Here is a 13,687-nt window from a genome sequence, read left to right on the forward strand (position 1 = left end):
TACATAAACAGTGCCAGGCTGCCTGCAAGCGGGGTTAAACTTGGCGCTGACCAGCCACCGGGCAGCGGCCCGGCAAGCGGAGAGAGGATGGAACTGCAGGTTTTGGGATGTAGCGGCGGGATCGGCGCGGGCAACCGCACCACCTCGCTGCGACTGGGCGACAACGTGGTGATCGATGCCGGCACCGGTCTGGCAGATTTGCCGCTGGCCGAACTGGCGCGCATTGACCACGTGTTCCTGACGCACGCGCACCTGGACCACATCGCCTGCCTGCCCCTGTTGCTTGATACCGTCGCCCCGGTGCGCACTACGCCAGTGACCGTTCATGCCAGCCAGTCCGCGCTGGACACCTTGCAGCGCCATATCTTCAACTGGCAGGTCTGGCCGGATTTCACGCAGATCCCGCACCCGGACCGCGGCCTGTTGCGCTATGAAGTCATGGAGCGCGGCGATACCTTCACCCTGGGTGAACTGACACTGACGGCATTACCGGTACTGCACACCGTACCGGCCGTCGCCTACCGCATGGATAGCGGCAAGGCCTCTGTGGTTTTTTCGGGCGATACTGATGATCATGCGCCGTTCTGGCAGGCCGTGGCGGCGGTGGATAACCTGCAGACGCTGATTATCGAAACTGCCTTTGCCGATCATGAAGCCGCGCTGGCCCGCGCGTCCCGGCACCTCACGCCGCAACGGCTGCTGGCGGCACTGGGGGCTTTGCCGGGCGGGCTGGACATCCGCATCACGCACCTGAAACCGTTTGATCATGAACTGATCATGCGTGAACTGACTGGCCAGGCCAGCGCCGGCCTGCAACTCAAGCGCCTGCTGCAAGGCGACGTGATTCGCTTTTAACCCTTTTAACCTGGAGCAACACGGCTCTGGCTGGAAAAAAACCGGCGAATGACTGCAGCGGCTTGCGGTAAGTGATAATACCACTTTGAAAAAAGGTATCATCCCATGGTGCGGTTTTTTGCCATGAATGTTTCGCTGGGTTCTGCGTTAAATACATATTTAATGCGGGTTTGGTGATGATTGTCGGGCGATGAAGTAGTGTTACATTCACCACTACAAACCCCCTAAGTGGTTTCAGGGTTTTTGTGTAACGACGATACCAGTGCCGATGCGTACATTTCGGTGCTTCCCCGCGCGTTGTTGCGCGGCAACAAAATCGTGATACAGGAACTACCCCATGTGTGGAATCGTTGGTGCCATCTCGGAACGCAATGTTGTGCCCATGCTGCTGGCCGGGCTGCAACGGCTTGAATACCGGGGTTACGATTCCAGCGGCCTGGCCTTGTCTTCCACCGGTCATTTCGACCGGGTCCGGGTCAACGGCCGCGTTGCGGATCTGGCCGCCAAAGCACAGGGCCAGACCGCACTGGCCGGCCTTGCCCACACCCGTTGGGCCACGCACGGCGCGCCGACAGAGCTGAACGCCCACCCGCACCTGGGCGGCGACAGCGTGCTGATCGTGCACAATGGCATTATCGAAAACCACAATGCCTTGCGCGCCGAACTGCAAGCACAGGGCTACCGCTTTACCTCAGAGACCGATAGCGAAGTTATCGCGCATCTGGTCCACCATTATCTGGAACGTGCCAATGATTTGCTGGCCGCGGTGCAAGCCACCGTAGGCCGCCTTACCGGCGCCTTCGCCATTGGCGTACTCAGCCGTGATTTTCCTGACCGCGTGATCTGCGCCCGCCGTGGCAGCCCGCTGGTGCTGGGGCTGGGTTTTGGCGAGCAATTCTTTGCCTCGGACATTGCCGCCCTGTTGCCCGTCACCCAGCGCATGATCTACCTGGAAGAGGGCGATCTGGCCGAACTGCGCCGCAATGAAGTCCGCATCTACAACGCCGCTGGCGAAAGTGTCACCCGCCAGGCCCGCACCGTGGACGTCGCCGCAGATTCCGCCGATCTGGGCCATTACCGCCACTACATGCAAAAAGAAATCTTCGAACAACCCACCGCCATCGCCAACACGCTGCAACGCGTTGTGGAACTGGGTTGCCAGAGCGCGCTGTTCGGGCCGGAGGCCGACGCCCTGTTCGCCGCTGCGCCCGCCGTGCGGATCGTTGCATGTGGCTCCAGCTACCACGCAGGCCTGGTTGCCCGCTACTGGATCGAAGAATGGACCGGCCTGCCGGTCAGCGTGGATATCGCCAGTGAATACCGCTACCGCAAGGGCCGTGAGCAAGATGGCACGCTGATCATCGCGATCTCCCAGTCGGGCGAAACCGCCGACTTGCTGGCCGCCATGCGCTCTGCGCGCGAACGCGGCGACGTGAAAGTGCTGGCCATCTGCAACGTGCCGCACTCCACCCTGACGCGTGAATCAGACCTGCTGTTCCTGACCCAGGCTGGCCTGGAAATCGGTGTGGCCTCCACCAAGGCCTTCACCACCCAACTGGTCGCCCTTTACGTCTTTGCCGCCGCGCTGGCCCGCAGCCGAAAAACGCTGGAGGCCGCGCAATTGACCGAAATCACCGACGCCCTGCACCGCCTGCCGGTACTAGTCGAAGAAGTGCTGGCCATGGACAGCAAGCTGGAAGCCTGGGCGCAAGAACTGGCCCACTACCACAACGCACTCTTCCTGGGCCGCCACACCTTGTTCCCGATCGCCCTGGAAGGCGCGCTCAAACTCAAGGAAATCGCCTACATCCACGCCGAAGGCTACGCCGCCGGCGAACTCAAGCACGGCCCGCTGGCGCTGGTCGACGAAGACATGCCCGTGATCGCCTGCGCCGTGAATGACGAGCTGCTGGAAAAAGTCGTCTCTAACCTGCGTGAAGTCCAGGCCCGCAGCGGCAAGGTCTTCCTGCTGGCCGAACCCGGCTGCGAATCCGCCCACGAAGGCAGCCACCGCGTGCTGACGCTCCCCGCCGCCGCCGGCCCACTCGCCCCGGTCGTACTCACCCTGCCGCTGCAAATGCTCTCTTACCACACCGCCTGCCGCAAAGGCACCGACGTCGACAAACCGCGCAACCTGGCGAAGTCTGTGACGGTTGAGTGAGGAAGTGGGGTGAGGGTTTTTGATGTGTGTAGCGAGAATAAAGTTCTTATCTAGAGAATGAAGTGCTTACCTGAAGAATAAAGTTCTTACTTGCAGGGAGTCACTTGGACACTCATGGCTAACAAAAAAACGCGGCTACCTGGCCGCGTTTTCTTTTGTCATCCTCCTTCACCTTCGGTCAGCATTTCTATCCCATCCCCAGCGTCCGGATCGAAAATATCCAGTTGGCGGCACAAGCAGACATTGTGTCGTCTCCAACTTTGTTTGGTCACCCCTGCCGTGGCAGATTCACGGGCAGTTTGATGGGGGGGTACATGGCAAAGCGCAAGTACGGCATCGACGAAGCAAAAATCGCTCGTTTCCTGAAAGAAGGTCGAGGCGAAGGGCATGGTGTTGACTATCTCCCCTGGCTGACCATTCAGGATGTCTCCTCCTCCGGCCATTCAACACGGATGTCTAGCCGTGTTGTCGGAAGGGTTCATCACCTTCTATCAGATATCGAAACCCACGCTTTTGTGACCTTTGACTGGTCAGATTCGGTTCGGGATATCCGAGAGCAATTCCCGCTGGATCGTGATGAAACGCGTGAGATCGCGATGGAAATGGGGGTCAAGCACCCGAATGACCCGTCGAGTCGATGCGATATCGTCATGACTTCAGACTTTGTCCTGGATGTATTTACGCCCGCCGGAATGCAAATGCATATCCGCGCGGTCAAACCATCGGAAGAGTTATCCAATCCCCGTGTTGTGGAAAAGCTGGAAATTGAACGCCGTTACTGGTATCGCCGGAATGTTGCTTCTTGGGGGGTCATTACTGAGAGGGAGGTACCAGTCGATCGCGCCAAAAATCTCCTGTTTTTCCACGGAATGCTGAGGCTGGACGGCGTTGAAACACCCTACCCGGGATTCTGGGAAGATCGGTGCAACAGGTTCCTTCATACCCTGAAACAGTCAAAGCAAGGAGGCACACTTCGCGGCTTTCTCCGTTATCTGGAATCGGCCGAAGGTTTTGCCGCCGGGGAAGGACTGACGGTTCTCCGCCACTTGGCTGCAAACAAACGGCTGGATGTGAATCTGGATCTGCCGTATTCCCCGCTGCTTCCGCTGGACTGGATTTCTATTCCCGGTAACGCGCGGCGTGATGCCATGGGACAGGGAGGTTCGTATGCTGCTGCGTAACGACGTTCTGCTCTATAAAGAGGGGCCGATTTCCGCGCTGCGCATTCTGTGGATTCATCCAGGGAAGCCGACGGCATTTGTCATTGATGCGACCCACCCCCTTGCAGTGCCCGAGCCTCGAGAACTGAGACAACTCGAGGATGATCTTGAGAGTGGACTTGCGAAACTGGCCATTTGGATGAAGCAGATGGTCGTCCACCGCTTCACAGAGAATTTTCTCCCCAAGTGATGCGTTGGTACTTAGAAAATTGGTCGAAGAAATCTGAGGCGATTTGACCCTTCACTTACCGGGAGCTATGTGAGGCCGCTCTTCGGCCAAAGCAGACAAAGCAACTGCAGCCATTTATGTCGCATGATGCGTAAAAAGCAGACGTAAAGTCTAATGTCTGCCACTCACCCATGCTGCCCACTTTGGGGAAATCATTCCGGTCCAAATCTCGGGCTGCCCCAGGTAAAGAAGGCAAACCGACCCATGCCCCGGAATCCAGATTTGCATGGAAAAAATCCAGAACTAAGTAGGCAACTACAGCAAAGCTTTCGATTCGTTAGGAACCACAGAACTTTACTTCCATGTCGCCCACCTCAAGATAGATGGCATGCTCCACATCCCACTGCGGTGAAATATAAATCCGCCCTTCGTACAGGAAGCGGTCTGACACTTCTTCACGGCCAGCCACCACCACCGGCTCGTGGACCACCGATGGATTGGTCGCAAACAGGTTGAAGACGAACCCATCCTCGATTCACCGGAGCTGGGGCCGGTGGCAGATGTGCAGACCATCTACCAGGCGGTCAAACAAATGCGTCTGTTTCCCTTTGGGAGGGCAGGCATTTTGCTGATCGCGTTGCCTGTAGCAGTACCCTTTTTTCTTGTTTGCTTGACCCCGTTTCCGCTCAAGGTAGTACTTGCCAAGTTGATGGGCGCATTGCTGTGACGGGGTTTTGGTTGTGCGGGATTATGAAATCTTCAGGCAAAGTATAGGGGCGGCCCTATCTAGGCTGCGGCTTTGTCTCAGTTCCCCCGCAGTGCTGAAGAACAGAACCCCCTCCTGTAACACGCGAAAACCATACCGGCTCTTGTAGCTTCCCGCACGTTTCGCTTTCGCTGAGATCTGGAGAATTGTAAAAAAACTGGCAGTTTTGTCCATCACTTCCTAATTTAAACCCGTTGGCGAATGTAATAAATCTGCCATCGCTCTGCCCGCTCAGAATATAAAAAACAAACTATTCCCCCGCTGGTCACCGCACCAGTTCCGTAATTGGTTTTTTATCCAGGACTCAATAATGGAACGCTCCACTTTTTGTCGAACTGTCATCGCCTCCGCACTTTTGCTTGCCCTGGGACACGCTTGGGCGGAAGGGCCCAAACCAGCAACCAGCTTCACCAAGGCCGAGAACCAGAAGTTGCTGGACTATCTGCCGTTTGATAACAAACAGGATTTTGACGACGTCAAACGCGGCTTCATCGCCGATTTGCCCTCCCCCGTGATCAAAGGTGCCAAGGGCAATACGGTGATTGATCTCTCGCAGTTCGATTTCCTCAAGCAACAAGGCCCGGCACCAGATACGGTGAACCCGAGCCTGTGGCGGCAAGAGCAACTGCTGTCTGTGCGCGGCTTGTTCAAGGTCGTCGATGGCGTTTATCAGGTACGCAATATCGACCTGGCCAACATCAGCTTTATCCGCGGCAAAACCGGCTGGATCGTGATTGATCCGCTGACTTCGGTTGAAACGGCCAAGGCCGCACTGGATCTGATCAACGCCAAGGTAGAAAACCTGCCCGTGACGGGCGTGATCTTCACCCACAGCCACGTGGACCACTTCGCCGGGATTCGTGGCGTGGTGAAGGAAGAAGACGTCCGGGCAGGCAAAGTACCGGTCGTGGCGCCGGAAGGCTTCATGGAAGAGTCGGTGAGTGAGAACGTATTTGCCGGCAATGTGATGAGCCGCCGCGCCTCGTACATGTACGGCAACTTGCTGCCGAAGAACCCACAAGGCGCAGTGGGTGCCGGTCTGGGCCTGACCACGGCAGCAGGGACCATTACGCTGTTTGAACCCAGCAAGTTGATCGAAAAAACCGGCGAGAAAATGACCATCGACGGCGTGGACGTCGTGTTCCAGATGGCCCCCGGCACAGAAGCCCCGGCAGAAATGCTGTTCTACTTCCCGCAGTTCAAGCTGATTGATCTGGCGGAAGATGCTACCCATACGCTGCATAACCTGCTGACCATGCGCGGCGCCAAGGTGCGTGATGCATCCAAGTGGGGCAAGACGCTCGATACCACGCTGGACATGTGGGGCAAGGATGCCGTGGTTTCCATGGGCAGCCATCACTGGCCACAGTGGGGTAATGATCGCGTGGTCAAGCATCTGGAAGACCAGCGCGATCTGTACAAATACATTAACGATCAAGTCCTGCGCATGGCCAACGAAGGCCTGACCATGCACGAGATTGCCGATCAGTTTGTCCTGCCGGATGGCCTGGCCAAAGAGTTCTACAACCGTGGTTACTACGGCGATCTGAAGCACAACGTGCGTTCCACGTACCAGTTCTATCAAGGCTGGTGGGACGGTAATCCGGCCAATCTGAACCCGCTGCCACCGGTTGAGGAATCGAAGAAGTACGTGGAAATGATTGGTGTGGACAAGATGATGTCCACCGCCAAAGCGGCCTTTGACAAGGGCGATTATCGCTGGTCAGCTACCGTGACCAACAAGATCGTATTTGCCCAGCCTGACAACCAGGCGGCCAAAAACCTGGAAGCCGACGCCCTCGAGCAACTCGGGTATCAGGCCGAATCCGGCCCGGCACGTGACTTCTATCTGTCGGGTGCACAGGAACTGCGTAACGGCATCCAGAAAGCGGCCACCCCCAACACCAGTTCACCCGACATTATCCGTGGCATGACCACAGAAATGTTCCTCGACTTCCTGGGCGTGCACTTCAACGGGCCCAAACTGGGCAATCACACTTATCACTTCAACCTGATCTTCCCGGATACCAAAGAGAAGTTCACGCTTTATGCAGAGAATGGCGTACTGGGTTACGGCAAAGACAAGCAGTACCCCAGCGGGGCCGATGCCACCATTACCCTGAATCGCAGCACGCTGGACAAGATCGCCCTGGGGCAACTGAAGCTGGGCAATCTGTCTGAAACCGGGGAGGTGAAGTTTGATGGCGACAAGGCCAAGTTCAATGAACTGGTGACCTACTTCGACAAGTTCGATTTCTGGTTCCCGATCGCTGCGCCTTGATTTGTCGTTATCCATTAGCTGACCGGTGGGGCCGTGGCCTCACCGGCACTGGCATATCTCTTGAATCCAGCGTTTTCTTTTCCTAGGCTCAAATCGTACATCTCATCGGCTCTTGAGCACCTTTTCCCCGTCCTCCCTCCACGTGGACGGTTTTTTTTGCCTGTTCCAGACCCGTCTTTGGACTCCAACGAATGAGGCTCATGCCACGCAAAGCATTATAAAAAAGACCGCTCATGTGGGTGGTCAAATACGATACGGAATAACCTACGAGTTTCCGCAAGAGGCCGCTATGCGTCGAATTGCGGCCCCTGAACCGTTGAAGTATGAACGACCGATTTGGCCGATTTGCCGCCAATCCCGAGCAAACTGCAGGCAGGTCATTGGTCAAAGCGGACTGTCAGGACTGTCACATGAGTAACCATGAAAATCCGCTTACGCTACAAAGCGGACCTTTTAGGCATCGGGCTGAAGTGTTTGCTCGGGCTGAATTTGGGGGAGGTCGATGGAATGAAGGTGCGTAGGCTGATCGCATTTGATCTGTTGTAAAAAGCCGAGCCAGCTGTTTATGCCTGGTTTGCGCGTCTGATTTTGCCCCTGCCTATACTCATCTGGCATGCCCCGCCCTCTGGGCAGATCTCAATCCGGGGTGGCAGAGCAATGATGAGGGGCCGACCATGACCATCCGCACCAAACTGATCGCACTTGTGAGCGTCATCCTTATGCTCATGATGCTTCAAGGGGTGATCAACATCATCCGTACGTCCAATTTGCGCGCGATTGTTGAAACAACCTACCAGGATCGCGTGCGTAGCTTGGGCGAGCTAGCCCGGGCTACTCAGATCTACGAACATGACGTTGTTGGGACGCTGTATCGGCTCAATTCAAAAAATACGGATTGGGAAGAAGCGCGAGCACAACTGTTGCGCGCGCGCGCCGACATTGCGGCGCAGTGGCATGAATATACCGCCAACCACCAGACAACCGAAGAAGCAAAACTGATCGCATTGACCGCAACGCATATGCGCGTGGGTGAAGCGGCACTGAACCGCCTGGACACTATTTTGCTGGCACGCGATAACGCGGCGTTGAATGAATTTGTGCACCAGCATATGTCCCCGGTGTTCAACGCGGTGGGTGACGACCTGCAGCAGCTCATCGAGTTGCAGATGCGGGTGTCCTCCACCAATTTTGCGCGGGCACAATTGGCCTACCAAGGCGCGCTGTTGACCACCGGCGGCGCATTGGCGCTAGCGTTGCTGCTGGCGACAATCACGGCTTTGGGTCTGATCCGGCAGTTGACACGCAAGATCAGCAGTTTGCAGGCGGCAATGCTGCGGGCTGAAGTGGACAATGATCTGAGCGCGCGCGCGCAGATCAACGGCGATGATGAAATCGACGGCATTGCTCGTGCCTACAACGCCCTGGCCCAACAGCTTGAAGATCACCAGGCTGTCCGTGAAGGACTGTTCGTACTGGCAGAGAATGCGCAACCCGCAGAAACACTGACCGGGTTTGGCGAACAGTTGCTGAATAAACTGGCCCCCATGCTGCATTGTGGCGCCGCTGCCTTCTATGCCCAGGGCAGCGACGATAGCGGGCTCTTGTACCGCGGCGGCTATGGTTTGAATGCTGCACAAGGTACCGCACACGAAGAGACCGCGCGCGGCCTGTTGGCCCAAGCCCAACAGGCGCATGCGCCCTTTGAAATCGACGACGTCCCGGCGGGCTATCTGCACGTGATTTCAGCGCTAGGTGGTGCCGAACCGGCCCATATCGTATTGGTGCCGCTGCGTTTAAGCAACGGGCAAACGGCGGTGATCGAACTGGCCTCGTTCGGCCCCTTCAATGAGCGTGACTGGCGCATTATCCAGACACTGGCGCTGGTTACGGTGCCGCAACTGGAGGTCCTCCTGCGCACACTGCGCGCCAAAGAACTGGTTGAAAAACTGCAGCAACAGACCGATGAATTGGCTTCATCCCGCCAGCAATTAATGGAATACGCCCGCACACTTGAACACAACAATTCCGAGTTGGCCGAAAAAACCGAGCGCCTGGAACAACAAGCGAATGAGCTTGAAGAGCAGAAAGAACAGCTGGCCACCACCGAGAACTGGTTTCGCAGCATCCTGGAATCCGCGCCAGATGGCATGTTAGTGGTCGGGGAGAACGGCGATATTGCGCTGAGCAACTGGCAGGTTGAGAGCCTGTTTGGCTATGAACGGGGGGGATTGCAGGGCAGATCAATCGAACAATTGGTGCCGCAGGTAAACCGGGCAGGACATGACAGATCGCGGGCGGGTTTTGTGGCAGAGGGTGGTGCGCGCAGCATGGGTGGCCGGGGTGTTGTTATCCGTGGTCTGCGCCAGGACGGCAGCGAGTTTGATGCCGATATCAGTCTATCCGTCTTACCCCAGCGGCCCACGGAAGCGCGTTTTGTGTGTGTGGCGGTGCGCGATATCACCCAACGCAAGGCAGATGAGGCTGCGCGCGCTGAGCTGGAAGAACTCAATCGCGTCATTCTCACGTCGGCAGGTGTGGGGGTGATTGGGGTCGATGCGCGCAACCGGCTGGTTTTTGTAAACCCCTACGCGCTGGAACTGCTGCAGGGTGCAGAAGAAGAATTGCTCGGGCGGGGTTTGCCTGAATTTGACGGCGCAATAGCGCAAACAGACGAGGTGGGCCGTTTTGGCCAGACCGATGGACCTTTGGGCGTATTTGGCAGCGGGCAATCGGGCTTGTTGCGTCGCCGTGACGGCAGTGTGCTGCCAGTGGATTTTGGTATTTCACCCATGCATAAGGTGGGGGAGCTGGATGGTGCGGTGGTCATTTTTCGGGATGCTACAGACCGGCTCGAGGCTGAGCAGCAGCAACGCAATGCCAAAGAAGCCGCCGAAGTGGCCACGCGCGCCAAGAGTGATTTTCTGGCCAATATGAGCCATGAAATCCGCACGCCCATGAACGCCATCATTGGCATGACTCACTTGGCGTTAAAAACCGAGTTGGCCCCGCGCCAGCAAGATTATCTGAGCAAAATCCAGTCATCTGGCCAGCACTTGCTTGGGCTCATCAACGGGATCCTGGATTTTTCCAAAATCGAAGCGGGCAAGCTTGCGCTGGAGACGGTGGCGTTCTCTCTGGATAAGTTACTGGAAGACGTTGGCGCATTTGTGATGGAAAAAGCCGCCGCCAAATCGCTGGAGCTGGTCTTTGATACCGCGTGCGATGTGCCGCATCGGTTCACGGGAGATCCCGTGCGCTTGAAGCAGATATTGATCAACCTGCTGAGTAACGCCATCAAGTTTACTGAGCATGGTCAGATCCGCTTGCATGCCCATGTGGTCGAAGCCCAAGACGATAACACGTTGCTGTATTTCGCGGTCAGCGATACCGGTATCGGCTTGACTGAGGCGCAGCAATCCAGTTTGTTTCAGTCTTTCTCTCAAGCGGACGTATCCACTACCCGCAAATATGGCGGTACCGGCCTGGGCCTCGCCATCTGCAAGATGCTCGCCGAGCTGATGGGGGGACAAGTTGGCGTAGAAAGCACACCAGGTAAAGGGAGCACCTTCTGGTTTACCGTCAGTCTGGGCTCAGTCCCGGTAGCAGACCCTGCGGACAACGATGAAATACTGCGTGGCCGCCGGGTACTGGTGGTAGACGACAACGACTTGGCGCGCGACGTGGCGGTCAGGCTGCTGGAAGAACTGGGAATGCGCGCGGACTGCGTCGGCTCTGGCCACGCCGCCGTCTCTAACGCGCTGCAGGCAGACCACGATGGTGCGCCCTATGAGGTGGTGCTGGTTGACTGGCGCATGCCGGGTATGGATGGCTTTGCGACGGCGCAGGCGATTTTTTCCAGCGTATTGTCATTGACGCCGCACATAGTGCTGGTCACCGCACATGGTGATGAACACACTTACCGGATGCTGGTCGAGTGCGGATTGGCTGGGCTGCTGCGCAAACCCGTCAGTTTTGGCCATTTGCGCACCTGCCTGAACGGGCTCTTCGGCGGGCGGCCTGCGACGGATCATGATGTATTGGATGAGGGCCAGATCGGCGGCCTGGCTGATCCGGAGCGCCTGACCATCTTGCTGGTAGAAGACAACGATCTTAATCAGCAAGTGGCGGTTGAACTGCTGGCCGAGGGGGGTATTCAAGTGGATGTGGCCCAGAACGGTGAGATCGCGCTTGGGCAGATGGCTGCGCGCAATTACGACCTTGTGTTGATGGACATGCAGATGCCGGTGATGGATGGCGTGGCGGCCACCCAGGAGTTACGCCGCCTGGGTTACCGTCAACCCATTGTGGCGATGACCGCCAATGCCATGGCGGCTGATCGGCAACTGTGCCTGGACGCGGGGATGAATGACCACCTGGCCAAACCGATTGATCCTGGGGCGTTATGGCAAGTGCTCCGACGCTGGTTGCCCGTTGCAGCCAGAACAGAACCCCCGCCAGAGGCCGCCGATACCGCAAAGCTGGACACACCCATGATAACCGGTCTGGACACCACTGACGGTCTATACAGGGTGCGTGGCAATGCGCGTGTCTATCATGATCTTTTGCGCCGTTTCGCCCAAGGCCAGCGCAATGCAGTGGCGGCAATGCGTGATGCCCAAGTCGCAGGCGACACCGCCACGGCAGTGCGGCTGGCTCATACCACCAAAGGCGTAGCGGGCCAGATTGGCGCGCACGAGGTGCAGGCGTTGGCTGAGGCAGCTGAGCTGGCACTGGTAGCGGCAAACGGTGATGCCATCGCTGCCGCGCTGAACGCACTGGCAGCGTCTTTGGCGCCATTGGTTACGGCCATTGACGCTGCTATGCCAGAGCCGGTGGTTGCAGTTGCAGACCACCCCCCCCAGCCAGAGCAACTGGCGCCGGTGTGCGCCAGGTTGACCGCGTTGATGGCCGACAATGATGTCGAAGCCCGCGACGTGCTTGAACAGTGGGCTGGTCTGCTGCGCGGCGCATTCAATTCGCGGTTTGGCCTGATCGAAAAAGCGTTGTATGCGTTTGATTTCGACGCGGCACTGGCAGAATTGCACATTGCCATGGCCATGTCAGGAGTAAAGGCGGAGACATGACGGATGAACACGGTAAAGCGGTGATTCTTGTGGTGGACGACACGCCCGATGTGCTGCATCTGGCCACGCAATTGCTCAAACCCAGGTTCCGGATCAAAACGGCCACTACGGGCGAGAAGGGGCTCGAGATTGCTGCGCGCGAGCCTGTACCGGATCTGATCCTGCTGGACATCATGATGCCGGGCATTGATGGCTACGACACATGCCTGCAATTGAAGGCGCAAGATGCAACGCGCGATATCCCGGTCATCTTTTTTTCTGCGCAGACCGGCCAGATTGATGAAGTGCGCTGTTTTGAAGTGGGCGCGGTGGATTTCATTCCCAAGCCGATCTCACCCGATATCCTGCAGGCGCGCGTCAACGCCCAACTGGCCCTGAAAACGGTCACCGATCTGCTGCGCGACCAGAACGCGCATCTGGAGCACGAGGTGGCGCGGCGCACGGCAGAAATGGTGGCCATTCAGGACGTAACCATTACCGCAATGGCCTCGCTGGCAGAAACTCGGGATTCAGAAACCGGCAACCATATCCTGCGCACGCAAAGCTATGTAAAGGCTTTGGCCGAAAGCCTGCGGCAGCATCCGCGTTTCGCCGCCATGTTGACCGACCACTATATCGACTTGTTGTTCAAATCGGCGCCACTGCACGATATCGGCAAGATCGGCATTCCGGATTTCATTCTGCTCAAGCCTGGCAAACTGACCGTCGAAGAGTTTGAAGTGATGAAAACGCACACCACGCTAGGGCACGACGCGCTGGCAAATGCTGAGCGGCTGCTAGGTAGGCCCGTCGAATTTTTTCTGCTGGCCAAAGAGGTAGCGTTGTCCCATCAAGAAAAGTGGGACGGCAGCGGGTACCCGCAAGCGCTGGTGGGAGATGCCATTCCACTGAGTGCGCGTTTGATGGCAGTGGCCGATGTATACGATGCGCTGATCAGCCGCCGGGTCTACAAAGCGCCGATGTCGCACCAAGCGGCGACAGAAATCATCGTGGCCGGTGCAGGCCAACACTTTGACCCGGACATCGTGGCGGCATTTATCACCCTGCAGGATGAATTCCGGGCCATTGCCGCCCGCTATGCGGACCATGAAAGCGATATTGAGCAGAAGGTGGCCTCGCTCGCCCGCTTCAAACAGACATAACCGGGAGTG

9 protein-coding genes are annotated in these 13,687 nt (G+C 57.4%); 8 read left to right on the forward strand and 1 reads right to left on the reverse strand.

The features are described from left to right. Nucleotides 1-87 precede the first annotated feature (87 nt). From IEX57_RS13145 to IEX57_RS13160, 4 genes are all read left to right on the forward strand, one after another. A complete protein-coding gene (locus tag IEX57_RS13145; protein ID WP_188704808.1) occupies nucleotides 88-855 on the forward strand; it encodes an MBL fold metallo-hydrolase in 768 nt (255 codons plus the stop codon). Nucleotides 856-1,192: 337 nt separating this feature from the next. Next, on the forward strand, nucleotides 1,193-3,016 hold the full coding sequence (gene glmS, locus IEX57_RS13150) for a glutamine--fructose-6-phosphate transaminase (isomerizing) (RefSeq protein ID WP_188704809.1): 1,824 nt from the start codon (nucleotides 1,193-1,195) through the stop codon (nucleotides 3,014-3,016). Nucleotides 3,017-3,330: 314 nt separating this feature from the next. Next, nucleotides 3,331-4,197 (forward strand): TnsA endonuclease N-terminal domain-containing protein, encoded by an 867-nt coding sequence (locus tag IEX57_RS13155; RefSeq protein WP_188704810.1) that lies wholly within the window; start codon nucleotides 3,331-3,333, stop codon nucleotides 4,195-4,197. Beyond that, on the forward strand, nucleotides 4,184-4,426 hold the full coding sequence (locus IEX57_RS13160; protein ID WP_188704811.1) for a hypothetical protein: 243 nt from the start codon (nucleotides 4,184-4,186) through the stop codon (nucleotides 4,424-4,426). The genes IEX57_RS13155 and IEX57_RS13160 overlap by 14 nt, the downstream gene beginning before the upstream one ends. A gap of 316 nt (nucleotides 4,427-4,742) precedes the next feature. Here IEX57_RS13160 and IEX57_RS13165 read toward each other — a convergent pair whose 3' ends face one another. After that, a complete protein-coding gene (locus IEX57_RS13165) occupies nucleotides 4,743-4,895 on the reverse strand; it encodes a hypothetical protein (protein ID WP_188698448.1) in 153 nt (50 codons plus the stop codon). Here IEX57_RS13165 and IEX57_RS13170 point away from each other — a divergent pair. The 4 genes from IEX57_RS13170 to IEX57_RS13185 all read left to right on the forward strand — a co-directional run bounded on the left by IEX57_RS13170 (nucleotide 4,887) and on the right by IEX57_RS13185 (nucleotide 13,678). After that, a complete protein-coding gene (locus IEX57_RS13170; protein WP_188698450.1) occupies nucleotides 4,887-5,132 on the forward strand; it encodes a hypothetical protein in 246 nt (81 codons plus the stop codon). The genes IEX57_RS13165 and IEX57_RS13170 overlap by 9 nt on opposite strands. 349 nt (nucleotides 5,133-5,481) lie before the next feature. Next, entirely contained in the window at nucleotides 5,482-7,452 is a 1,971-nt protein-coding gene (locus tag IEX57_RS13175; protein ID WP_188698453.1) for an alkyl/aryl-sulfatase, read from the forward strand. A gap of 674 nt (nucleotides 7,453-8,126) precedes the next feature. After that, nucleotides 8,127-12,536 (forward strand): response regulator, encoded by a 4,410-nt coding sequence (locus tag IEX57_RS13180; protein ID WP_188704812.1) that lies wholly within the window; start codon nucleotides 8,127-8,129, stop codon nucleotides 12,534-12,536. After that, on the forward strand, nucleotides 12,533-13,678 hold the full coding sequence (locus IEX57_RS13185; protein WP_188704813.1) for an HD-GYP domain-containing protein: 1,146 nt from the start codon (nucleotides 12,533-12,535) through the stop codon (nucleotides 13,676-13,678). The genes IEX57_RS13180 and IEX57_RS13185 overlap by 4 nt, the downstream gene beginning before the upstream one ends. The last annotated feature ends 9 nt before the right edge of the window (nucleotides 13,679-13,687 follow it).

Origin of the sequence: Silvimonas iriomotensis, from assembly GCF_014645535.1 — a bacterium.
Lineage (GTDB): Bacteria > Pseudomonadota > Gammaproteobacteria > Burkholderiales > Chitinibacteraceae > Silvimonas > Silvimonas iriomotensis.